This is a genomic window from Streptomyces sp. YJ-C3 (genome assembly GCF_053891275.1).
Genome location: NZ_CM132685.1, coordinates 3,274,324 through 3,297,600, shown reverse-complemented (window position 1 = coordinate 3,297,600; position 23,277 = coordinate 3,274,324). Strand labels below are relative to the sequence as shown.

At 73.5% G+C, this 23,277-nt stretch carries 17 protein-coding genes; 10 read left to right on the top strand and 7 right to left on the bottom strand.

Going from position 1 to position 23,277, the window contains the following annotated elements; genetic code table 11:
• Positions 1 to 15: 15 nt before the first annotated feature.
• On the bottom strand, positions 16 to 1,068 hold the full coding sequence (locus ACVHNB_RS14370) for a PucR family transcriptional regulator (RefSeq protein ID WP_456228886.1): 1,053 nt from the start codon (positions 1,066 to 1,068) through the stop codon (positions 16 to 18).
• Positions 1,069 to 1,240: 172 nt separating this feature from the next.
• On the opposite strand from ACVHNB_RS14370, the gene ACVHNB_RS14365 reads away from it, so the two are divergent.
• On the top strand, positions 1,241 to 1,756 hold the full coding sequence (locus ACVHNB_RS14365) for a hypothetical protein (protein ID WP_456228259.1): 516 nt from the start codon (positions 1,241 to 1,243) through the stop codon (positions 1,754 to 1,756).
• A gap of 57 nt (positions 1,757 to 1,813) precedes the next feature.
• Positions 1,814 to 3,220, top strand: coding sequence for a flotillin family protein (locus tag ACVHNB_RS14360; RefSeq protein WP_428950793.1), 1,407 nt, complete (start codon positions 1,814 to 1,816; stop codon positions 3,218 to 3,220).
• 201 nt (positions 3,221 to 3,421) lie between these two features.
• On the opposite strand, the gene ACVHNB_RS14355 is transcribed toward ACVHNB_RS14360, so the two are convergent.
• Both ACVHNB_RS14355 and ACVHNB_RS14350 read right to left on the bottom strand, forming a co-directional pair.
• The gene (locus ACVHNB_RS14355; protein WP_456228258.1) at positions 3,422 to 6,175 is read right to left on the bottom strand and encodes an ATP-binding protein; all 2,754 of its coding nucleotides are present in this window, start codon (positions 6,173 to 6,175) and stop codon (positions 3,422 to 3,424) included.
• A 105-nt stretch (positions 6,176 to 6,280) separates the two neighbouring features.
• Positions 6,281 to 8,182, bottom strand: coding sequence for an ABC transporter ATP-binding protein (locus ACVHNB_RS14350; RefSeq protein WP_456228257.1), 1,902 nt, complete (start codon positions 8,180 to 8,182; stop codon positions 6,281 to 6,283).
• A gap of 214 nt (positions 8,183 to 8,396) precedes the next feature.
• Here ACVHNB_RS14350 and ACVHNB_RS14345 point away from each other — a divergent pair, with 214 nt between their 5' ends.
• On the top strand, positions 8,397 to 10,670 hold the full coding sequence (locus ACVHNB_RS14345) for a glycoside hydrolase family 3 N-terminal domain-containing protein (protein ID WP_456228256.1): 2,274 nt from the start codon (positions 8,397 to 8,399) through the stop codon (positions 10,668 to 10,670).
• A 25-nt stretch (positions 10,671 to 10,695) separates the two neighbouring features.
• Positions 10,696 to 11,463, top strand: a complete 768-nt coding sequence (locus ACVHNB_RS14340; protein ID WP_456228255.1) for a crotonase/enoyl-CoA hydratase family protein — start codon at positions 10,696 to 10,698, stop codon at positions 11,461 to 11,463.
• A gap of 51 nt (positions 11,464 to 11,514) precedes the next feature.
• Here ACVHNB_RS14340 and ACVHNB_RS14335 read toward each other — a convergent pair whose 3' ends face one another.
• Entirely contained in the window at positions 11,515 to 12,360 is an 846-nt protein-coding gene (locus ACVHNB_RS14335) for a GNAT family N-acetyltransferase (RefSeq protein WP_428950799.1), read from the bottom strand.
• 166 nt (positions 12,361 to 12,526) lie between these two features.
• Between ACVHNB_RS14335 and ACVHNB_RS14330 the strand changes: the two genes are divergently transcribed.
• Positions 12,527 to 13,336, top strand: coding sequence for an SAM-dependent methyltransferase (locus tag ACVHNB_RS14330; RefSeq protein WP_456228254.1), 810 nt, complete (start codon positions 12,527 to 12,529; stop codon positions 13,334 to 13,336).
• Positions 13,337 to 13,427: 91 nt separating this feature from the next.
• Positions 13,428 to 13,604 carry a hypothetical protein gene (locus ACVHNB_RS14325; RefSeq protein ID WP_428950802.1) on the top strand — a complete coding sequence of 59 codons (177 nt, stop codon included), beginning with the start codon at positions 13,428 to 13,430 and terminating at the stop codon, positions 13,602 to 13,604.
• A gap of 597 nt (positions 13,605 to 14,201) precedes the next feature.
• Here the strand turns inward: ACVHNB_RS14325 and ACVHNB_RS14320 are convergent.
• Positions 14,202 to 15,113 carry a YceI family protein gene (locus ACVHNB_RS14320; RefSeq protein ID WP_428950803.1) on the bottom strand — a complete coding sequence of 304 codons (912 nt, stop codon included), beginning with the start codon at positions 15,111 to 15,113 and terminating at the stop codon, positions 14,202 to 14,204.
• A 253-nt stretch (positions 15,114 to 15,366) separates the two neighbouring features.
• Here ACVHNB_RS14320 and ACVHNB_RS14315 point away from each other — a divergent pair, with 253 nt between their 5' ends.
• The 3 genes from ACVHNB_RS14315 (at position 15,367) to ACVHNB_RS14305 (ending at position 19,093) form a co-directional block, all read left to right on the top strand.
• Complete coding sequence (locus ACVHNB_RS14315; RefSeq protein WP_456228253.1) at positions 15,367 to 16,578, top strand: L,D-transpeptidase; 1,212 nt, start codon at positions 15,367 to 15,369, stop codon at positions 16,576 to 16,578.
• A gap of 161 nt (positions 16,579 to 16,739) precedes the next feature.
• Positions 16,740 to 17,942, top strand: a complete 1,203-nt coding sequence (locus ACVHNB_RS14310) for a hypothetical protein (protein ID WP_456228252.1) — start codon at positions 16,740 to 16,742, stop codon at positions 17,940 to 17,942.
• Positions 17,939 to 19,093: a hypothetical protein gene (locus tag ACVHNB_RS14305; RefSeq protein ID WP_456228251.1), complete on the top strand. Its 1,155-nt coding sequence runs from the start codon at positions 17,939 to 17,941 to the stop codon at positions 19,091 to 19,093. Before ACVHNB_RS14310 ends, ACVHNB_RS14305 begins: the two co-directional genes overlap by 4 nt.
• On the opposite strand, the gene ACVHNB_RS14300 is transcribed toward ACVHNB_RS14305, so the two are convergent.
• Positions 19,088 to 20,548, bottom strand: a complete 1,461-nt coding sequence (locus tag ACVHNB_RS14300) for an NAD-dependent succinate-semialdehyde dehydrogenase (protein WP_456228250.1) — start codon at positions 20,546 to 20,548, stop codon at positions 19,088 to 19,090. The two genes, ACVHNB_RS14305 and ACVHNB_RS14300, sit on opposite strands and share 6 nt — an antisense overlap.
• A 98-nt stretch (positions 20,549 to 20,646) precedes the next feature.
• Positions 20,647 to 21,900 carry an aspartate aminotransferase family protein gene (locus ACVHNB_RS14295; protein ID WP_456228249.1) on the bottom strand — a complete coding sequence of 418 codons (1,254 nt, stop codon included), beginning with the start codon at positions 21,898 to 21,900 and terminating at the stop codon, positions 20,647 to 20,649.
• Between the two features lie 196 nt (positions 21,901 to 22,096).
• On the opposite strand from ACVHNB_RS14295, the gene ACVHNB_RS14290 reads away from it, so the two are divergent.
• A complete protein-coding gene (locus tag ACVHNB_RS14290; protein WP_456228248.1) occupies positions 22,097 to 23,257 on the top strand; it encodes an ROK family transcriptional regulator in 1,161 nt (386 codons plus the stop codon).
• Positions 23,258 to 23,277 lie beyond the last annotated feature (20 nt).

The following is a 23,277-nucleotide window of genomic DNA, read 5'->3' as shown; positions in this document are numbered from 1 at the left end:
GGCCCCGGGGGCCGTTCACGGCGGCCCGTCGGGCCAGCCCAGGAGACGGGCGCCGATCACCGCGGTCTGCAGGGAGTAGCGCTGGGCGGGGTCGGTGGGGTCGGCGCCGGTGAGCTGGTGGATGCGGGCCAGGCGGTAGGTCAGGGCGCGCACGCTCAGCGACAGGCGGCGGGCGGCCTCGGCGGCGACGCAGCCCGAGTCGAAGTAGGCGGCGAGGGTGTCGAGGAGCGGCCGGGCGCCGCCGCGGGCGCCCCGCAGCGGGCTCAGCGTGTGGTGGACCAGGTCGGCGATGGCGTCCCGGTCCCGGGTCAGGACGGGGTAGACGAGGAGGTCGGCGGCGCGCAGCACCGGGGCGTTGAGGTCCAGCCGGGCGGCGAGGTCGAGGGTGCCCAGTGCCTCCTCGTAGGAGTGGACGACGCCGCCGGGGCCCGGCTGCGGGCGGCCGATGGCGACCTGGCCCGCGGTGGCGGCGTACGCGTGCTTGGCGAAGAAGGCGAGGACCTCGTCCTGGTCGCCGGGGGCCACGCAGATCAGCCGTCCCTCCTTGGTGGTGAGCAGGACACTGCGGTCGCCGAAGCGGGCGATGAGGGCGCTCTCCACCTCGCGGGGCACCGGGTCGCCGTCCTCGTACGCGTTCGCTCCCTGGGCGACGGCGACGGCGTGCGCGGAGGACAGCCGCAGGCCGAAGCGTTCGGCGCGCCGGGCGAGGCGGCCCAGGTCGCTGCGGCCGTAGAGGAGGTCGTCGACGAATTCGCGGCGTGCGGCCTCTTCCCGTCGTACGGCGAGGCGTTGGGCCCGCTCGTACCCCTCGGCGAAGGCGTCGACGGCCTCTTCGACGGCGGCGAGGACGCTGTCGGCGTCGGCCGTGCGCGGCCAGTGGGCGCGGGTGGCCGACAGGTGGGCGGCGACCAGGGCGCGCAGTCCGTGACCGGCCTCGGCGGCGCGCAGGCCGAGTGCGCGTCGTTCGTCGAGTTCGTCGCGGGTGAGGCGGCGGCCGGTCGCCGCGGCGGTGGCGATGAGCGCGGCATAGCCGTCCAGGTACGTGTCGGGTATCTCCTGGTCCACCATCGAACTCCCCCTGCTCGCTTCGGCCGTGATCCGTGCGCGGCCCGGCCGGGCGGGCCCGCCCGGCATCAGGAAAGCGTAAAAGACTGCCGGATTCCGGCAATGAACCGGGGTGCCGGTGCGTGAAAGGCTCCTTGTGCGGCCAGTTGGGGGCGCTCAGGGGAAGGGGCCGGCCATGACGCTGTTTCTCGGTCTCGGCATCGCGGGGATCGTCCTGCTCGCGCTCTCGCTCGTCCTGGACGGGGTCCTGGAGGGACTCCTCGACGGGGTGGGCGCGCTGGACGGGGTGTTCGAAGGGGTGCTGTCGCTGCCCGTCATCGCGGGGTTCGTGTCCATGCTCGGTTTCGGCGGCGCGCTCGTGCTCGGCACGACGGGCCTCGGGGCGGGGGCGGCCACGGCCGTCGGTACCGGTGCGGGGGCCGGTGCCGGCTGGCTGACGTGGCGGCTGAGCCGGGCGCTGATGCGGGACGACTCCTCCCGGGCGCCGCGCGGCGCCGACCTGGTGGGCAGCACGGGCCGGGTGGTCACCGCGATCCCCGCCGACGGATACGGCGAGGTACTGCTCCACCAGGCGGGCCAGCCCGTGAAGTTGGCGGCGCGGAGCCAGGTCGCCGTGGCCCGGGGCGGCGAGGTGTGGGTCGAGGAGACCCTGTCACCGACCTCCGTGGCCGTGCGCCCCGTCGAACGCTGAACCGCACGCGAACGCATCCGTACCACCCGGCCGGACCGGCCCGAGGGAGAGTCCACCATGAGTCCAGTCGTCATCGCCGTGATCGGAGTCGTCGTACTCCTCGTCCTGCTGGCGCTCGTCGTCGTCACCCGGTACAAGGTCGCCGGGCCCAGCCAGGCGTTCATCGTCACCGGGCGCCGCGGCAAGAAGTCCACCGATCCGGAGACCGGCCGGATCTTCACCGACAACAGCGGGCAGAAGGTCGTGGTCGGCGGCGGCGTGTTCGTCGTGCCGTTCGTGCAGCAGAAGTTCACGCTCGACCTGTCGTCGCGGCACATCCCGGTGGCCGTGCGCGGCGCCGTCACGCTGCGCGGGGTGAAGGCGCACCTGGAAGGCGTCGCCATCGTGAAGGTGGGCGGTACCGAGGACTCGATCCGCGCGGCGGCGCAGCGGTTCCTCGTGCAGCAGGAGGGCATCGTCGGGTTCACGCAGGAAGTGCTGTCCGGTGCGCTGCGCTCCATCGTGGGCCGGATGTCGGTGGAGGACATCATCCGGGACCGGGCCGCGTTCGCCGGGCAGGTCGCCGAGGAGGCGGAGGCCTCCCTGTCCGGGCAGGGCCTGGTCCTCGACGCGTTCCAGATCCAGGACATCACCACCGAGGGCTCGTACCTGGAGGACCTCGGCCGGCCGGAGGCGGCCCGTGCCCGGCAGGAGGCCGACATCGCGGAGGCCGTGGCGCGTCGCGCCGCCGAGCAGGCCCGGCTGAAGGCCGAGGAGGAGATCGCGATCGCGCAGCGCACGTTCGCGCTGAAGCAGGCCGAGATCAAGGCGGAGACCGACGAGGCCGCGGCCCGCGCCGACGCGGCGGGCCCGCTCGCGGAGGCGGCCAGGCGCCAGGAGGTGCTGTCGGAGCAGGAGAAGGTGGCGGAGCGTCAGGCCGCCCTGACCGACCGGGAGTTGGACACGAAGGTCCGTAAGCCCGCGGACGCCGCCCGTTATCAGGCCGAGCAGGAGGCGGAGGCCCGCCGGGTCGGCCTCGTCAAGCAGGCGGAGGCGGACGCGGAGCGGGCCCGGCTGACCGGTGAGGGCGAGAAGGCGCACCGCGCCGCGCTCGCCGAGGCGGTCCGTCTGGAGGGCTCGGCGCAGGCCGCGGCGATCGCCGCGAAGGGCGCCGCGGAGGCCGAGGCGATGCAGAAGAAGGCCGACGCGTTCGAGCGGTACGGGGACGCGGCGATGCTGCAGATGATGGTGGAGGCGCTGCCGCAGGTCGTCGCGAAGGCGGCCGAGCCGCTGGGCGCCGTCGACAAGATGACGGTGATCTCGACGGACGGCGCGAGCAAGCTGTCCCGCACGGTCACGGACAATGTCACGCAAGGCCTCGAACTCCTCAGCTCCACCACGGGAGTCGACCTCGCGGAGCTGCTCAAGAAGGCGACCGCGGCTCCGGTGCCGGCGCAGAACGGCCGGATCGAGGTCACGGACTGAGGACCGGCGCGACTACAGCGGCCGGCGTACTCCCCCGGGCCCGGATCCCAGGGTTTTCACCGTGGCCCCAGGGCGCCGCGCCGGTCCATCGTGGAGGGCACGGAAGCGCACGGGAGCTTCCGGCACGGGGGAACAACGGGGGAACAACGGGGGAACAACGGGGGACGGGGGTGCTCGTGACGGGCACCCCCGCTGTGCGTGTCAGGGGCCGTCGGAGCGGCTGAGCAGGCGCACGAGCTGGGCCCTGCGGTGCACGCCGTCGAGTTTGCGGTAGATGTTGCCGAGGTGGAACTCGACGGTCTTGACGCTGAGGAAGAGCTGTTCGGCCGCCTCGTGGTTGGTGACACCGCGGCCGACGGCGAGGGCGACGCGCAGCTCCTGCGGGGTGAGGCCGTCGAGCGGGGCGGGTCCGGTCCGTACGGGAGCGCCGCCCGCCGCATGCAGTTCGGCGGCGGCACGGGCCGCCCAGCCGTTCGCGCCGAGCCGCTCGAACGTGGTGAGGCCGCACCGCAGCCAGCGCCGCGCCTCGCTGCGGCGGCCCTGACGGCGCAGGAGCTCTCCGCGCGCGAACTCGGTGCGGCCGCGCTCGAACGGGGCGCCCACGAGGGCGAGATGGGCAAGAGCCCGGTCCATGTGGCGCTCCGCGTCGGCCGGTTCGAGCATGCCCCGGCAGCGGGCGGCCGCGGCGGTGGCGATCGGGCGGTGTCCGCGACCCGCCTCGTGCTCCAGGACGCGCAGTACCTCGTGGGCCTCGTCGGTGCGGTGGAGGTGGGCGCAGGCGTCGGCGAGGTCGGCCGCCCAGGAGAGGTAGAGGCCGTCGCCGCGGCCGTTGGCGAGGGAGAACTCCCTTACTTCTCGCAGGTGTTGGACGGCTGCCTCGAAGTGTCCGAGGCCGAGTTCGAGCAGGCCGAGGGCGCCGTGGGCGCGGGCCGCGTCCATGGGCAGTTCGGCGGTCGCTGCGAGCGCGAGGGCCTGGGCGGCGTGGCGGCGGCAGTCCGCCTCCCGGTTCAGGGCGGCCTCGGTCTTGGCCTGGGCGGCGCGGGCGCGGCACACCTCGATGACGCGTCCGGTGTCCTCGCCGAGGCGGGCGGACTCGTCGGCGTGGGCGAGGGCGGCGTTCCACCGGCCGCGCCAGAACTCGACGACCGACAGGGTGCCGAGGAGGTGGGCGAGCAGCCCCACGGTGCTGGCGGCGCGCGCGGCGTGCACGGCGCGGTCCAGCAGGTCGTGCCCCTCGTCGAGTTCCTCGGCGGCGAGGTGGCAGAGCCCTCCGACGCCGGAGAGGGGGTAGGGGAACGCCGGGTCCGGTGCGGCGAGGGGCTTCTCCAGCTCGTGCAGGAGGGCGCGCCCCTCGTCCGCGTCGCCGCCGAGGAGGTGGACGAGGGCGTGCAGCAGGCGTACGGGCAGCGCCGCGGCGGGGTCGCCGAAGGCGCCGGTGATCCGCATCGACTCGGCGGAGGCGGCGCGGGCGGCGGTGAGGTCGCCGATGGCGAGTTCGGTGAGGGCGAGGCCGCCGAGCATCACCGCGGCGAGGGCCGGGTCGACGCGGCGGGCCTCGTCGACGGCGGCGCGCAACTGGTCGCGGGCGCGGGCCGGGCGCCCCCGCTGAATGTCGACGTAGCAGCGCAGGTGGCGCACGTCGAGGCGGGTGCGGGGGCCGGCGGCGTGGCCGAGGGCGCGGTCGAGGAGGTCGGCGGCCTCGTCGAGGGATCCGGCGGCCTGCGCGGCGCGCGCGGCGGACAGCAGACGGCCCGCCCGGCGCTCGTCCTGCGGGGTGAAGCGGGCGGCGTGCGCGTACAGCCGTGCGGCGAGCGGGAAGGTGAGGCCGTGAGGGGCGTCGGACGCGGCGCGTTCGAGGGCGGCGGCGACCTGTTCGTCGGGGTCGGCGCCGGACTCGGCGAGGTGCCAGGCGTAGCGCTCCAGTGCCGCGGGTGCCTGGGCGTCCTGGAGGGCGTGGGCGACGGTGCGGTGGGCACGCCGGCGGCGGGCGGCGCTCGCGCCGTGGTAGACGACGGACCGGACCAGGGGGTGCCGGAAGACGTACGCCCCTTCCTCCATGGTCATCAGCCCGGCGCGGTCGGCAGGTTCGAGGGACGCGTGGGTCAGTCCGTGGGAGCGCAGGACGCGTTCGGGTCCTGCGCGGGGGCGCGGTCCCAGGACGGCGAGCAGCAGCACGGCGTCCTGGGTCCGTTCCGGCAGCCGGGCGATGGCGCCGCGGAAGGTGCGGGCGAGCATCTCTCCGACGGGCAGCGGGGCCCCGGTGCCGGGGCGGTGACCGCCGCGGGCGAGCAGGGCGGGCAGTTCCACGAGGGCGAGGGGGTTGCCGCGGGCCTCCGTCAGGAGCCAGTCGGCGTCGTGCGGGGAGAGCGGCTCGCCGGCGACGAGCCGGCGGGCGGCGGCGGTGTCGAGGCCCTGCAGGGCGAGGGTCTCGACGGGGGCGAGCCGGGAGGCGGCCTCGTCGGTGTCACGGGTGGCGAACAGGGCGGCGACGCCTTCGCGGCCCAGGCGGCGGGTGGCGAAGGCGAGGGAGTCCAGGGAGTACGGGTCGAGCCATTGGGCGTCGTCGACGACGACCAGGACCGGCCCGGACTCGCTGATCGCGCCGAGTAGGCTGAGGGTGCCGGCGGCGACGGCGAACGGGTCCTGGGTGACGGCCGGGCCGAGCGCGAGGGCGCCGGTGAGGGCGGCCGCCTGCCGGTCCGGGATGCGGTCGAGGTGGTCGGTCACCGGGCGGAACAGGTCGGCGAGGCCGACGTACGGGAGCCCGGACTCGGCCTCGATGCCGCGCGTGCGCAGCTGTGTGAGGTCCCCGGCGACCGACTCGGCGTAGCTGAGCAGGCTGGTCTTGCCGATGCCTGCCTCTCCGCGGATGACCAGGGCGGTGCTCTGCCCCGCGCGTGCGTCGTCGACGAGGTCGTCGATCCGTGCGCATTCCGCTGTGCGACCCAGCAGCATGGGGTCAGGGTAGCCGGGGGCGGGCAGCCGACGCGGAGGCCAACTGGACGATCGAAGCGTCCAGTTGGCCGGATTCGCCCCCGTGCGGCGCCGGGGGTGGGAGCGTCAGGCGGCTTCCGGTACCTCGTCCCGCTGCTCACCCGGGGCGAACTGGGTGCGGTGCAGTTCCGCGTAGCGGCCGTGGGCGGCCAGCAGTTCGGTGTGGGTGCCGCGTTCCACGATGCGGCCGTCCTCCACCACGAGGATCTGGTCCGCGGAGCGGATGGTGGAGAGGCGGTGGGCGATGACGATCGCCGTACGCCCGGTGAGGGCTTCGGCCAGCGCCTCCTGGACCGCCGCCTCCGAGGTGTTGTCGAGGTGGGCCGTCGCCTCGTCGAGGATGACCACGCGCTGGCGGGCCAGCAGCAGGCGCGCGATGGTCATGCGCTGGCGCTCGCCGCCGGACAGACGGTAGCCGCGTTCACCGACGACCGTGTCCAGGCCGTCCGGCAGGTCCCGGACGAGCGTGTCGAGGCGGGCCCGGCGCAGGGCGTCCCACAGGTCCGTCTCGCTCGCGGCGGGCCGGGCCAGCAGCAGGTTCGCGCGGACCGTGTCGTGGAAGAGGTGGCCGTCCTGGGTGACCATGCCGAGCGTGGCCTGCATCGACGGTGCGCTCAGGTCGCGTACGTCGACGCCGCCGATGCGCACGGCCCCGGCGTCGGTGTCGTAGAGGCGGGGCAGCAGCTGCGCGATCGTCGACTTGCCCGCGCCCGACGAGCCGACCAGGGCGACGGTCTGGCCGGGTTCGGCGCGGAAGCTCACCCCGTGCAGCACCTGCGCGCCGCCGCGGGTGTCGAGGGAGGCGACCTCTTCGAGAGAGGCGAGGGAGACCTTGTCGGCGGACGGGTAGCCGAAGCGGACGTCGTCGAACTCGACCGCGACCGGGCCTTCGGGGACGTCCCGCGCGTCCGGCTTCTCGTCGATCAGCGGCGTGAGGTCCAGGACCTCGAAGACGCGCTCGAAGCTGACGAGCGCGCTCATCACCTCGACACGGGCCCCGGCCAGGGACGTCAGCGGCGCGTACAGGCGGGTGAGGAGCAGGGCCAGCGAGACCACCGCGCCCGCCTCCAGCGTGCCGTCGAGCGCGAAGTAGCCGCCGAGGCCGTAGACGAGCGCCAGCGCCAGGGCCGAGACCAGGGTCAGCGCGGTGATGAACGCCGACTGGGCCATCGCGGTGCGGACGCCGATGTCGCGGACCCGGCGCGCCCGGTCGGCGAACTCGGCCGACTCGTCCTCGGGCCGTCCGAACAGCTTCACGAGCGTGGCGCCGGGCGCGGAGAACCGCTCGGTCATCCGGGTGCCCATCGCCGCGTTGTGGGCGGCTGCTTCCCGCTGGAGCCGGGCCATCCGGGTACCCATGCGGCGGGCGGGGAGCACGAAGACCGGGAGCAGGACGAGGGAGAGGAGGGTGATCTGCCAGGACAGCGTGAGCATGACGACCAGGGTGAGCAGCAGCGTGACCACGTTGCCGACGACCCCGGAGAGCGTGTTGCTGAAGGCACGCTGGGCGCCGATGACGTCGTTGTTGAGACGGCTGACGAGCGCGCCGGTGCGGGTGCGGGTGAAGAACGCGACGGGCATGCGCTGGACGTGGTCGAAGACGGCGGTGCGCAGGTCGAGGATGAGCCCCTCGCCGAGGTTCGCGGACAGCCAGCGGGCGAGCAGCCCGAGGCCCGCCTCGGCGAGGGCGATGACCGCGATGAGCACGGCCAGCCGGATCACCACCCGCTGCTCCTTGCCGCCGACGATCGCGTCGACGACGTGGCCCGCGAGGACCGGCGTCGCGACGGCGAGCAGTGCGGTGAGGACGCTCAGGATCACGAACTGGGTGATGCGGCGCCGGTGCGGCCGGGCGAATCCGGCGATCCGGCGGAGCGTCGCGCGGGCGAAGGGGCGGTGGCGCGGGCCCCCGTTCTGGGCGTTCATGACGCTCTGCAACTGCGACCAGGCTGTCGTTTCCATGCTCATGCGGACGACGGTAGAACCTCGACCAAGCTTGAGGTCAAGGGCGCGCCCGTCCGCCGGACCGGCCCGCGCGCGGCCGCTCGCGCGCGCAGGCAGGTGATCCGGAGCGGCACCCCGGCCGTACCTCTTGACCCTCGGGTAACCGGAACGTAACTTCGCCTCAATTCTTGTACCCACCACAGAAGTTGTGGGTCTCGGACTATCGGGAAGCGAAGACATGCCGGAGCTACGAAGGCGTACTCTGCTGTCCGCGATCGGCGTCACCGCCGCCGCGGGGGCCGTCGTGACCAGCCAGTCCTCCAGCGCGTCGGCGGTGGGCGGCAGACGCGACACACCGTACGAGAGCAAGGTCCAGGGCCTGCTCTCCCGTATGACTCTCGAAGAGAAACTGGGGCAGTTGCAGCAGCTCCCCTGGGCGTACGACCTCAACCCCGGCTCGGGCTCCACCAAGGAGGTCGAGGACGCCGCGCGCTCCGGCCGGCTCGGTTCGGTGCTCAGCATCTTCGGCGCGAAGACCACGAACGAACTGCAGCGCCTCGCCGTGGAGGAGTCCCGGCTCGGCATCCCGCTGCTGTTCGGCCTGGACGTCATCCACGGGTTCTGGACGAACTTCCCCGTCCCGCTGGCGCAGGCCTCCAGCTTCGACCCGGAGGTGACGCGGTCCGACGCCGAGGTGTCGGCGAAGGAGGCCCGCTCCAACGGGGTGCACTGGACGTTCTCGCCGATGATGGACGTCACGCACGAGCCGCGCTGGGGCCGGATCGCCGAGGGCACCGGCGAGGACCCGTACCTGACGGCCCGGTTCGCGGCCGCCAAGGTCGAGGGCTACCAGGGTTCCGGCTACGGCTCGAAGGAGACGCTGGCCGCCTGCGCCAAGCACTTCGTCGCCTACGGCGGCGCGGAGGGCGGCCGGGACTACAACACGGTCGACGTGTCCGAGTCACGGCTGCGCAATCTCTATCTCCCGCCGTTCAAGGCCGCGTTGGACGCCGGGGTGGCCACGGTGATGGCGTCCTTCAACACGATCAGCGGCGTCCCGGCGCACGGCAACGCCCACACGCTGACCGACATCCTGAAGAAGGAGTGGGACTTCGACGGGTTCGTGGTCAGCGACTGGACGGGCGTGCAGGAGCTGATCGCGCACGGGTTCGCCGCGGACGGCGCCGACGCGGCGCGGCTCGCCCTGAACGCGGGCGTCGACATGGAGATGAGCAGCACCAATCTCCTCACCCACGGCAAGAAGCTGCTGCGCGCCGGGAAGATCTCCGAGCGGCGGATCGACGACGCGGTCGCGCGCGTGCTGCGCCTCAAGTACGCGCTCGGGCTCTTCGACGACCCGTACGTGAAGGAGTCCGCGGCGATCACGGAGCCCTCGGCGGCCGCGCGCGGGGCGGCGCGGGCGGCGGCGGCCCGCTCGATGGTGCTGCTGAAGAACGACGGGGACGTCCTGCCGCTGAAGAAGTCCGTCGGCTCCCTGGCCGTGGTGGGCCCGTTCGCCGACTCCGCCGATCTGCTCGGTACGTGGGTGGTGCCGGCGTCGGCGGAGAAGTTCCCCGCGGTGAAGGTCCTCGACGCGGTACGCGAGGCGGCGCCGGACGCGAAGGTCACGTACGCGCGGGGCGTCGACGCGGAGGGCAAGGACGTCGGGGGCATCGACGAGGCGGTCGCGGCGGCGAAGGCGGCGGACGTCACGGTGGTGGTCGTGGGCGAGCCGGCCGCGATGAGCGGCGAGGCGTCGGCGCGCAGCGACATCTCGCTCCCCGGCGACCAGGAGAAGCTGATCGCCGCGATCGCGAGGACGGGCAAGCCGTTCGTGGTGGTGCTCGTCAACGGGCGCCCCCTGACCGTCGGCGACTGGCTGGAGTCGGCGCCCGCCGTCCTGGAGGCCTGGCACCCCGGCACCGAGGCGGGCAACGCCGTCGCGGACGTGCTGTTCGGCACGGTGAACCCGGGCGGCAAGCTGCCGGTGTCGTTCCCGCGCACGGTCGGCCAGATCCCCATCCACTACAACCACGAGTCGACGGGCCGCCCCTACGACCCGGACAACAAGTACACGTCGAAGTATCTGGACCTGCCGCCGACCCCGCAGTTCCCCTTCGGGTTCGGGCTGAGCTACACGACGTTCGAGCTCGGCACCCCGAAGCTGAGCCGGAGCAGTGTGCCGGTGCGGGCGCTGCGCAAGGGCGACACCGTCGAGGTGTCGGTGTCCGTGCGCAACACGGGCTCGCGCGCGGGCGACGAGGTGGTGCAGCTGTACGTCCATGACGTGGCCGCGAGCATCACCCAGCCGGTGCGCAGGCTGCGCGGGTTCCGGCGGGTCACGCTCGACAAGGGCGCCTCCACGACGGTGCGCTTCCGGCTCGGGGCGGAGGACCTCGGGTTCTGGACGAATGACACCGGCGGTGAATTCCGGGTGGAGGAGGGCGCGTTCGAGCTGTTCGTCGGCACCTCCTCGACGGCCGAGGCCAAACTGGCCCTGAACATCACCTAGCCGTCCCACGAGAGGACCACCCGCCATGCCGTCCGTCCGTGTCGAACGCGAAGGTCCCGTCACCACCGTCGTCCTGTCCCGCCCCGGGGCCCGCAACGCGGTCGACGGGCCGACGGCCGCCGAACTGGCCGACGCGTTCCGCGAGTTCGAGGCGGACGAGACGGCGAGCGCGGCGGTGCTGTGGGGAGAGGGCGGCACGTTCTGCGCGGGTGCGGACCTCAAGGCCGTCGGCACGGAGCACGGCAACCGGGTGGCGCGGGACGGCGACGGCCCGATGGGCCCTACGCGGCTGCGGCTGACGAAGCCGGTGATCGCGGCGGTGAGCGGTCACGCGGTGGCGGGCGGTCTCGAACTCGCCCTGTGGTGCGATCTGCGGATCGCCGAGGAGGACGCGGTGTTCGGGGTCTTCTGCCGCCGCTGGGGCGTGCCGCTGATCGACGGCGGCACGATCCGGCTGCCCCGCCTGATCGGGGAGAGCCGCGCGATGGACATGATCCTGACCGGGCGGCCCGTCCCGGCGCGGGAGGCGTACGAGATGGGTCTCGCCAACCGCCTGGTGCCCCCGGGCGGCGCCCGCGCCGCGGCGGAGGAACTCGCCGCGCGGCTGGCGGCGTTCCCGCAGGCGTGCCTGCGCAGCGACCGCGCGTCGGTGCGCGAGCAGGGCGGCCTGGACGAGGCGTCGGCGATGCGGGCCGAACTCAGTCACGGATCGGGCGTGTTGGCGGAAGGGCTGCGGGGCGCGGGGCGATTCGCGTCCGGCGAGGGGCGGCACGGGACGTTCGACGGCGGGTGAGCCCGCTCAGTGCGCGTCCGGATGCCGCGAGCGGCCCGACGGGCTTGGGGATCAGCCGAGTTCGAGGGTCGTCACGCCGAAGACGCGTTCCTGGGCGAAGGGCCGGACGGGCCCGGTGTACATCCGGGCCGTCTCGAACCCGGCCGCAAGGCCGCGTGACTCCGCGAGCGCGACGGCTTCGGGGGTGGCCGCCGGCACGTCGATGCCGACCGGCTCCCCTACGGGCGCGAGCGCGTCGAACAGGGCGCGCGCGTCGTCGGCGGTGTCCGCGAACAGCGGCCCGATGCGCGGGGAGTCGTGCGCCGGGCGCACCACGCCGTATCCGGTGACGCGGCCGTCGACGACGCGGGCGAGCGCCCTGTGGCCCGCCGTGGTGAGCCAGGACTCCAGGAAGCGGGGCCGGTCGGCGGGGTAGCAGGCGCTGTCATAGGCGAGGACGGGCGCGAGGTCGCCCTCGATCGGGACGACGGTGCCGTCGGGTGCGGCGCGGTGCCGGACAGGGCCGGTGAACCGGATGGTGCGATGGGCGAGTTCGAAGCCGGACCTGCGGTAGTTGTCCTGCTGGGCGACGACGCCGTCGAGCCCGACGGTGCGCCCGCCGGCGTGCGCGAGCCCGGCGCGCCAGGTGGCGAGGCCGTGGCCGCGGCCGCGCACGTCGGGACGGACGAGGTAGCAGCCCAGGAACGCGTACGCGGCACCGTAGGTGACGACGGAGACGGCGGAGACGGGCTCGCCGTCGATCCGCCCGAGGAAGAACCCGTCGGGATCCTGCGCGAAGAAGCTCGGCCCGTCCGCGAGCCCGGGGTTCCATCCTTCGTCGGCGGCCCAGCCCCGGATCACCGGCCAGTCGGCGAGGGCGGCCCGGGAGAGGTCGAGACGCTGGGGGACCTCACTCATACGCACCCTCCTGGCTCCCGCTCCTGTCCGCGTACGGCCCCTCCGCTCGCCCGGCGGGACCGGAGGCGGCGCCCATCCTCCTCGATTACGCCCCACGCGTCACACCCGTACGGCAGGATGCTCGGACGTACGCTCGAACAGGCCGCGCTGACAAGGGAGTTGCCCCATGACGGAGACGTCCCCCGCCACCTCCGCCATCGACACCAGCAAACCGCACCCGGCCCGGGTGTACGACTGGTTCCTCGGCGGCAAGGACAACTATCCGGTGGACGAGGCGCTCGGGCGGCAGATCACGGCGATGGAGCCGACGGCCAAGTACGGCGCGCGCCACAACCGTTGGTTCATGCAGCGCGCGACGCGGATGCTCGCGGCGCGGCTCGGCGTGCGCCAGTTCCTCGACATCGGCACCGGCATCCCGACGGAACCGAACCTGCACCGCATCGCGCAGACCGCGGCGCCCGAGACGAAGGTCGTCTACGTCGACAACGACCCGATCGTGCTGGCCCACGCGGAGGCGCTGCTGCGCGGCACCCCCGAGGGCGTGACCCGCTATCTGCAGGCCGACGCCCGCGAACCGCACAAGATCCTGGAACTGGCCGGGGGCATCCTGGACTTCGACCGCCCGGTCGCGGTGTCGCTCATCGCGCTGCTGCACTTCATCCCCGACGAGCAGGGCGCGCACGAGATCATCCGCACACTGGTGGACGCCCTGCCGTCGGGCAGCCACCTCGTCCTGTCCCAACTGGCCTCCGACCACGATCCGGTGCGCACCCGGCAGGCCGTCGACATGTACGCGGCCGGCGGGGTCACGCTGGTACCGCGCTCCCGCGAGGAGATGACGGACTTCTTCGCGGGTCTGGAGCTGCTCGACCCGGGCGTGGTCTGGTTGCCGGACTGGCATCCGGAGCTGGCCGTCGACGAGGAGCGGGACGGGACCGCCGTGCCGCTGTACGCGGGGGTCGCGCGGAAACCGTGAAGGGTTGCCTGGGATGACGAACATCACACATGGCGATGCCCACGTGACAGAACGGAGCGCGTAGTCCCACTGATCCCCTACTCTCGTTCACATGTCCTCCACGCCTACCCCGCACTCCGCACGGTCCGCCGACGTCGTCAACGAGCAGATTCGTGACCTGTGGGCGCGCACCGGCGGCCAGTTGAGTGCCGAGGACCGGGCGGAGTACGAGACGCTGGTGGCGGAGTGGGCGACGGCGACCAGCGGGGGCCTCGCGCAGCGGGCGTGACGCCCGCTGGACGCTCAGGACTGCGGCCTGCTGCCGTGGTTGGCGGCGTGCTTGCGGCGGGCCTTCTTCTTACGGCGTCGCTTCGAGGACATGGCGCCTCCTGAGGATACGAACGGATGGACAGATCCCCTAAGCCCCCCAATCGGGACCTAGCGGGACATTTCACCCGTCCACCATTCCACAGGGTCACCCGCGGCGCCCATCGGGCGGGGATCACGGCGCGACAGCGGCACCCATCAGCGACAATGCGGCTGCCACCGGATCGCCATTGATCCGGCGGCAGCAGCCATCCCACGCGCGGACCGGATGGGGGGGGTGTCCGATCCCTCACTCATCCTCTTCAGTGGCCCCGCCGGGTAGGGATGCATCAGCGGGCCAGGACTTCACGACAGTTTCGTCGGCGGTGTCGACGGGTTCGATGCGGGCACCAGCATGATGGCCATGAGCGGCGCCAGCGACACCGCGCGCTACGTCCAAATCCCCCGCCCCGCCAACCCGAAGTCAGCTCCGAAGCGTCGCGGCTCGCCTGTGTCGCCGACCCGCCACAGCGCCCCCACCGACTCGGCCGGAGCCTCGCGAACGCCCGGCCCGACGAGCCTATTCCGGCGGCGTGGGCGTGTCATGGCTGCGGTACATCGCCTGCACGTCCAGCTCCAGCTTCACCGTGGGGCCGACCACCGCGATCCCGCGGGCCAGCATCGTGCGCCAGTTGAGCGTGTAGTCCTCGCGGTGGAGTTCCGCCGTGGCGAGGGCCGCGCAGCGCAGTTCCTCCGCGTAGCCGCCGTTCACGACGCCGAGGTAGTTCGTGTCGAGGTCGACCGTGCGGCTGACGCCGTGCATCGTCAGGGCGCCCTGGAGCGTCCACTTGGAGCCGCCGCGGTAGATGAAGCGGTCGGAGGAGAAGTGGACGTAGGGGTAGCGCTCGACGTCGAGGAAGTCGGCCGAGCGCAGGTGGTTGTCCCGGGTGTTGTTGCCCGTGTCGATCGACGCCGCGTCGATGCGCACCTCGACCCGGGAGTCCGCCATGTCGGGCGCGACGTGGATGCCGCCCTCGAAGCGGGTGAAGCGGCCGTGCACATGAGCCATGCCCACGTGCTTGGCGATGAACCGGATCGCGGTGTGCGGCGGGTCGAAGAGCCAGGTGCCGGGGCCGGGGAGCTCCGGGGCGCGGCCCGGGTGGAGCTGGACCGAGGTGAGGGGCGAGGTCTCGTCGGGGAGCACGTCGACCGTCTGCTGGTGGGGCTGCAGCCCCTCCGCCGCGATCAGCACGCCGTAGCGGCCGGGCTGCAGCGTCAGGAAGACGAGGCCGTACGGGTCCGCCGTGGCCCGCGCCGCGACCCGGCCGGAGCCCGAGTCCGTGACGGTCACCTCGGCGCCGGGCATCGGCTCGCCGACGGGGTCGGCGACGGCGCAGTGGAAGGCGCCCGCGCCGGGCGGCACCGGGTGCGCGAGGCCGGCTCCCCGCGCTGCGGAACCGGCCCGCTTCCGGCGGAACAGGGCGAGGGGCATAAGGGCGGCCTTTCCGGTGCAATTGACGTTCCGTGATCACTTTGCCATGGGCACCAGTGGCGCAATTCCGGCGGAATCTCCTATTCCGTTCTCGGTCGCCCCCGCGTTTCACAAGATCCACACGTACCGGGACGCAGCCGCTCCCTCAAAGGAAGAAATAAGACAACCGCGCCATTCTCTAAGGATTCACCCAGGTCGCCCGGGCAGCATGCGACACCGCAAAGGCCATGGATCAGGAAGGTTCGGTGTGCGTGTGGGTGACTCTCGGGTTCGGATAGCGGATGACACGGATCGCTGGTCGCGGCGCGGAGTGCTCGCCGCGCTGGGAGCGGCCTCGGTGGTCACGGTCGCGGGCTGCGGCGGCGAGGCCGGGGCGAAGGACGGCGCCGGTGCTGCCACCAGTAGGGCCGCGGTCAGGGTCAGCCCCGCCGACGGGACACGGCAGGCCGACTTCGGCAGCCCGGTCACCGTCGCGGTCACCGGCGGGACCCTGTCCGCCGTCACGGTCGCCGCGGCCGACGGCACGCGCCTGAAGGGGACGTACGACGACGGGCGGACCAAGTGGACCTCGTCGTCGCACTCCGCCTCCGACACCGAGTACACCGTGCGCGCGGAGGTGGACGGCAGCGACTCCGCGCACACGACCAGCTTCACCACCAAGAAGCCCGGCGCCACGTTCGTCGGCTACTTCACCCCGGAGGACGGCTCGACGTCCGGCGTCGGCATGCCCGTCTCCCTCACCTTCACCGAGGCCGTGACGGACCGGGCCGCCGTGCAGAAGGCGATCACCGTGACCGCGGACCCCGACGTGGAGATCGCCGGACACTGGTTCAGCGACACCCGGATCGACTTCCGCCCCGAGGAGTACTGGGCGTCCGGCACGAAGATCACGCTGAGCCTGCGGTTGAAGGACGTCGAGGGCGCCGACGGGGTGTTCGGCACCCAGGACAAGGACGTCACCTTCCACATCGGGCGCGCCCAGATCAGCGTCGTGGACCTGCGCGCCAAGTCGCTGACCGTGCGGCGCGACGGCGAGGAGATCGCCACCTACGACGTCAGCGGCGGGGACGCCGAACACCCCACGTGGGCCGGGAAGATGGTGATCTCCGAGCGGTTCGAGGAGACGCGGATGGACTCGACGACGGTCGGGCTCGGCGACGAGTACGACATCGACGACGTGCCGCACGCCCAGCGGCTCACCACCTCCGGCACCTTCATCCACGGCAACTACTGGGGAGCGGCGTCCGCGTTCGGGACCAGCAACACCAGCCACGGCTGCGTCGGCCTGCGGGACGCCCAGGGCGCCGACGACCCCTCGACACCGGGCGCGAAGTTCTACAAGAGCTCGATCGTCGGCGACGTGGTGGAGGTACGGCGCTCGGGCGAGGAGACCGTCGATCCGGCGAACGGGCTCAACGGCTGGAACATGTCGTGGGCCGACTGGAAGGCCGGCAGCGCGGTCTGAGCGGGCCGGGGCTATAGCGCGGCAATGGGACAAGCGGCACGTTCTACGCCAGATGTTCACAGGTTCTCCGTGAAGCGTTGACGGCGCCGGAAGGCCTCTGGCAAGGTCACCAGGCCCGTCACGCCGCCCCTTGACGAGGGACCGAGGAGATCCCAGCCCCGATGAACCACAGCTGTGAACCCTCCCCAGCGCCCGCCCCGCCCACCGATCCGTGGCGGCGGTTCGCGGAGAAGTACTGGGCGAAGGAACCGGTGGTCGTCCCGGGCGGACCCCCGTCCGGCCTCGACGCCGCGGGGGCCCACCGGCTCATGGTGGCCGCGGCGAGCGCGCCGGGCCGAACCCGGCTGCGGCTCGCCGTCCCGGACGGCGTGCTGTGCGATCCCGGACCGCTGCTGCCCTCGCCGGCCGACCGGGACACGGCCGCCTACGCGGCCCGGCTGGCATCCTCCGGTCAACTGACGGACAGCGGCTGGCTGTTGACCGCCGAGCACGCGCTGAGCCTCGACTTCACGCTCTGGTCGCGGGTACGGGACGCCGTGGCGGGGCTGTGGCGGCACGTCGGCCGGCCGCCGCTGCCCGTCACCGCGGAGCTGGCCGTCGGCACCCGGCACCAGGCGGCCGAGGAGTTCGGGGCGCGCCCCGACGCGGCGGCGCTCACCTGGGTCCTCGACGGGTCGTTGACGATGCGGGTACGGCCCGAGCACACCGGCACGGAGTTCGCGCTGCACGCCACGGCCGGCGACCTCGTGCACTGGCCCGCGGGCAGCACCCACCTCGACGACCGCACCCGGCCGTGCACGACGCTGCGGCTGTCCGTGCCCGCCCGCACCACGTCGGCGCTGCCCTACGTCGGCGAGGTGGTCCGGGAGCTGCTGCGCCAGGACGCGCCGGCCGCCGACGAGCAGCCCGCGGTCCCGCACCCCGCGCCGGCCGCGCCCGACGGACGCCTCACGCCCGCTCCCCCGTTCACCGAGCCCGGCCGGCGCTATGTCGCGGCCCTGGCCGGCGACGCCCCCGAGCGCGCGCTGCTGCTGCGCTGGGCCGGCCTGCACTCGGCGGGCGGCCTCGACCCGGCCCCGCCGCCCCGGCCCGGCGTCCCGCTCGCCCCGCACCACCGATTACGGCGCACCGCCGACATCCTGTGCCTGCGGCCCGCCGCCGAACAGCTGATCTGGGCCGCCCACGGGCATGCGCGGCGCAGCACCGACCCGGTGACGCGGCGGGTCCTCGACCACCTCGCGGCCGTCCCCCGGACCGGCGTCGGCGCGCTCGCCGAGGCCTGCGGTCTGCGCGCCGACAGCCCCGGCCTCCTGTCCCTGCTCACCGAGCTGTACCGGGTGCGCGCTCTGGAGCTGGTGCGGTGAGCACGGCACCGGCTCCCTCCGTCGACGTCCTGGAGTCGTTCGACTGGGACACGTTCATCGACACGCACTGGGACCGGCGGCCCGTGCTGATCACAGGCGGCGCGCTGGGGAGCGCCCCGTTCGACGCGCACGAGGTCTTCGAGGGTTCCGTCACCGTGGCGCAGCGGCCCACGGCCGGCCGGGTGAGCTTCGCGCTCGGGCCGCGGCGACTGGCCGACCCCGGGGACCTGCTGCCGCAGCCGGAGGACGGCTCGTTCGCCCGGTACGACCGGCGGCTGCTCGGGCAGTCGGACCGCGAGCCGTTCACCCTCGTCGTGCGCGGGCTGCACGCCTGCCACCACCCCGTCTGGCTCAGGGCACGAAACTTCCTCGCCGGGCTGTGGGCGCGCACGGGCCAGCCGCTGCTCGGGGCGACGACCGCGCTGTGCCACGGCACGCTCGGCCCCGGCCGGCTGCCGTACGCCCAGGGCGCATCGTTTCTCTACACGCTGCTCGGACGCCCGCGGCTGCGCCTGGAGCACGACGGGCGGTGGTCGGTCGCCCGGCCCGCGCCCGGCGATCTGCTCTACTGGCCGGCCGGGCGGCGGTGCGTCCCCGAACCGGGCCGCGCCCCGGCGGCCGTCGCGCATCTGGGCATCCCGCGGACCGCTCCCCTGCCGGGCCACGGGCTGCACTCGCTGCTCGCTCCGGGACCCACGCCGGCGTCCCCGCAGGGGCGCTGGGGCGGGGACGACATCCTCGTCCACGACGACGCCGCCGCGGACCTGCTGCCCCCGGTGCTCATCGAGGCGCTCGCCCACTATCGCGAGGCCGCGCGTCCCGCGGCGCTGGAGCGGCGGCTGGTGCGGGAGGCGCTGCGGCACGCGACGGACGGCGGGCTGCGGCCGGTGCCGCCGCCCGCCCGGCCCGGCCACTTCACCGACGACGACGGCGTGCGGGCCGTCGAGCGGGTGCTGTGGGGTGAGGCCGCGGGACGACGGCTGGTGGCCGCGTGCGGGCACATCCTGGAGACCGATCTGACCGCGCCCGAACTCTCCGCACTGATCGGGCTGCTGAACGCGGGCGAGGAGGTCGCTGTCGCCGAACTCACCCCGCCCGCGCGGGCGTTGCTGTCCCGGCTCGCCGGGTTCCGGGCCGTGGAGCGGCTATGAACCGGTGGGGACGGCCAGGTACTTGTACTCCAGGAACTCCTCGATGCCGACCCGGCCGCCCTCCCGGCCGAGGCCCGACTGTTTGACGCCGCCGAAGGGGGCGGCCGGGTTCGAGACGAGGCCGGTGTTGAGGCCGACCATGCCGGTCTCCAGGCGTTCGCCGACACGCAGCGCACGGTCCAGGTCGCGGGTGAAGACGTAGCTGACGAGCCCCCATTCGGTATCGTTCGCGACCTGGACGACGTCGTCCTCGTCGTCGAAGGTGAACAGCGCGGCGACGGGCCCGAAGATCTCGGTGCCGGTGAGCTCGGCGTCGCGCGGGACCTGGGCGAGGACGGTCGGCGGGTAGAAGTTGCCTGCACCGGACGGCAGTTCGCCGCCGGTGAGGACCTTCGCCCCGCGGTCGACGGCGTCGCGCACCAGCGTCTCGACCTTGGCCCGTCCTGCCGCGTCGATGAGCGGGCCGACGTCGGTGCCGGGCGCGGTGCCGTCCCCGACGGTGAGGGCGGACATCCGCGCGGTCAGCCGGGTCGCGAACTCCTCGGCGACGGAGCTGTGCACGAAGATCCGGTTGGCGGCGGTGCAGGCCTCCCCCATGTTGCGCATCTTGGCGACCATCGCGCCGTCCACGGCCGCGTCGAGATCGGCGTCGTCGAAGACGATGAACGGGGCGTTGCCGCCGAGTTCGAGCGAGGTCCGTACGACGGTGTCGGCGCACTGGGCGAGCAGGATCCGGCCGACCTGCGTGGAGCCGGTGAAGGACAGCTTGCGGATGCCGCCGCTGCGCAGCAGGGGTTCGACGAGGGCCGCAGCGTCGGTCGTCGTGACCGTGTTGAGGACCCCGGGCGGCAGGCCCGCCTCGGTGAGGATCGCGGTGAGCGCGAGCGTGGACAGCGGGGTCTGTGGCGCCGGTTTGAGGATCATGGTGCAGCCCGCGGCGACGGCCGGGCCGATCTTGCGGGTGCCCATGGCGAGCGGGAAGTTCCAGGGCGTGATGAGCAGGCACGGACCGACCGGCTGGCGCAGGACGAGATGGCGGTTGCGGCCGTCGGGGCTGGTGGCGTAGCCGCCGTCGATCCGGACGGCCTCTTCGGAGAACCAGCGGAAGAACTCGGCGGCGTAGGCGACCTCGCCGCGGGCCTCCGCGAGGGGCTTGCCCATTTCGAGGGTCATCAGGAGGGCGAGGTCCTCGGTGCGGTCGAGGATGATCTCGTGGGCCCGCCGCAGGATCTGCGAGCGGGCGCGTGGGGCGGTCGCGGCCCAGTCCCGCTGGGCGGCGACCGCGGCGTCGAGGGCGGCGCGGCCGTCCTGCGGGCCCGCGTCGGCGACGTGGCAGAGGGTCTCGTTCGTGGCCGGGTTGTCGACCGGCATGGTCCGGTCGCCGGTGCCGGGGCGCCAGCCGCCGGCGATGTGGAGTTGCTTCGGGACGTTGTCGATGACGGGGTGTGTGGTCATGGTGGGCTCCGCCGTAGGGGTCGATGGTCGTGGCCGAGTGCAGGTTCCGTCGTGGCCGGTCGCGCAGGTTCCCCGCGCCCCTCCGTGCCGGAGCCGGGTCAGGCGGTGGCCGTCGCCACCGCCGCGCCCCAGGCCCGCAACGCCTCGTCCACCTGGTTCTCGTTCACGACCAGCGCCGGGATCATCCGTACCACGTTGCCCCACGGGCCGCAGGTGAGCAGCAGCAACCCCTCGTCCGCGGCGGCCTGTTGGGCCCGCACGGCGGTCGCGGTGTCGGGCTCGCCGTCCGCCGTCGTGAACTCGCTGGCCAGCATCAGGCCGAGGCCCCGTACGTCGCCGATCGCCGCGGTCTTCGCCGCGACGTCCTCCAGGCCGGCCCGCAGCCGCGCGCCCATCGCCGCGGCGTTGGCCACCAGGCCCTCCTCGGCGATGACGTCGAGGGTGGCGCAGGCCGCGGCGCACGCGACCGCGTTGCCGCCGTAGGTGCCGCCCTGCGAACCGGGCCTGGCCTTGTTCATCAGGTCGGCCGGCGCCGCGATGCCGGACAGCGGGAAGCCGCTGGCCAGGCCCTTCGCGGTGATGAGGACGTCGGGCCTGACGTCGAAGTGGTCGTGGCCCCAGAACCGGCCGGTGCGGCCGACGCCGGTCTGGATCTCGTCGAGGATCAGCAGGATGCCATGCCGGTCCGCGCGCTCGCGCAGCCCCTGCAGGAAGGCCGTGTTGGCGGGGACGTAGCCGCCTTCGCCGAGGACCGGCTCGATGAGGATCGCCGCCGTGTCGTCGGGGTCGGAGACCGTCTGCAGCAGGTGGTCGAACTCGCGCAGCGCGAACCGGGTGGCCGTCTCCTCGTCCCAGCCGTAGTGGTAGGCGTTCGGGAAGGGCGTGATGGCGACGCCCGCCATCAGGGGACCGAAGCCCGTGCGGATCTTGGTGCCGGACGTGGTCAGCGATGCCGCCGCCACGGTCCTGCCGTGGAAACCGCCGTGCGCGACCACGATGTTGGGCCGTCCCGTGGCCTGCCGGGCCAGGCGCATGGCCGCCTCGACGGCCTCGCTTCCCGAGTTGACGAAGAACAGGCTGTCGAGTCCCGCGGGCAGCACGCCGCCGAGCTTGTCGACGAGGCGCTGCAGCGGCTGGTGCATCACGGTCGTGTACTGGCCGTGGATGAGGGTGCCGACCTGCTCCTGCGCGGCGGCGACGACCCGGGGATGACAGTGGCCGGTACTGGTGACCCCGATGCCGGCGGTGAAATCCAGATACCGACGGCCGTCGGTGCCGTAGAGGTGGACGCCTTCCCCGCGCTGCGCGACGACGGGGGTGGCCTGGCGCAGATGCTCGGACAGTTGGGTCATGCCTCCCACCCTCAGTGCCGGGCCGAACGGGCGTCAATGGGGCATGTGTGACGAGTCCCGGTCGCCCGCGTCGTCCGCCGCCGTCATCGATTCGCAGGAGTTCTGCGTAATTTCGGTACGGGCGGGCTTCCCAAGGCCCCGTGGTTATGCAACAGTCCTGCGCAACCCGACCGACGAGCCTTCGGAGGCGCAGGCGATGGCGGTGCACGACCGGGTGCGCGGGCACGATCTCGCGGCGCTGCGCGGCCTCAACACGGCCGTGGTGCTGCGGGCGTTGCGGCAGGAGAGCCCGCAGACGGTGAGCGGCCTGGCCGCGGCGACGGGGCTGTCCCGGCCGACGGTCGAGGCGCTCGTGGAGGAGCTGGCCGGGCAGGGGTGGATCGCCGAGACCGACGCCCCGGCGGCCGGACGTGCGCCGGGGCGGCCCGCGCGCCGCTTCCGGTTCCGGTCCGAGGCCGGGCACGTGGTCGGCGTCGACATCGGCCTCAGGAAGCTGGTGCTGCTGCTCGCGCGGCTCGACGGCGAGGTCGTCGCGCGGCATCGTGAGGAGTTCCCGGCGGAGTTGTCGGGCGCCGAGCGCATCGAGCTGCTGCGTGGCCGGCTGCGCCGCTTCCTGGCGGATCAGGGGATCGGCCCCGACGACGTGTGGTCGATGGGCATCGGTGTGCCGGGCATGGTCGACGACACCGGGCGGATCCGCTCGGTGATCGTGCCGGACTGGACCGACCTGGACCTGGCCCGCCGCCTCGCGCACGACGTCCCCTGCCGTGTCCTGGTGGAGAACGACGTGAATCTCGCCGTGCTGGCCGAGCACTGGCGGGGCGCGGCCGTGCTGGCCGACGACGTGGCGTGCGTGCTCGTGGGGCGGCACATCTCGTGCGGCCTGATGATCGACGGCCGGCTGCACCGCGGGCGCCGCGGCGGCGCCGGCGAGCTGGGCATCCTGCCCCAACTCGGCCTGGACGAGGCCGGGAAGGCCCTCGGCTGGGACGGGGAGCGACAGGACGGCGAGTCCCGGACGGACGCGCTCGCGCGGGCCGTACGGGCCGGTGACCCCGCGGCGCTGGAGGTCCTCGACCGGTATCTGGCCGGGGTCGCACCCGGCGTCGCCGCGCTCGTCCTGGCGCTCGACCCCGAACTCGTCGTGCTGTCGGGAGCGTTGGCCCCGGTAGGTGAGCCGCTCGGGCCGCTCCTCACCGAGCATCTGCGCCCCCTGACCCTGCACGTGCCGCGCATCGCGGTCAGCACACTGGGTCGCGAGGGCGTCGCGCTGGGGGCCGTACGCCGCGCCCTGGACGCCGTCGAGCCCCCATTGCCGCACATGGCCGTCCCGTCGAGGCCGTCCGCTTCTCCCTGATCTCCCCGATCTCTCCCCTC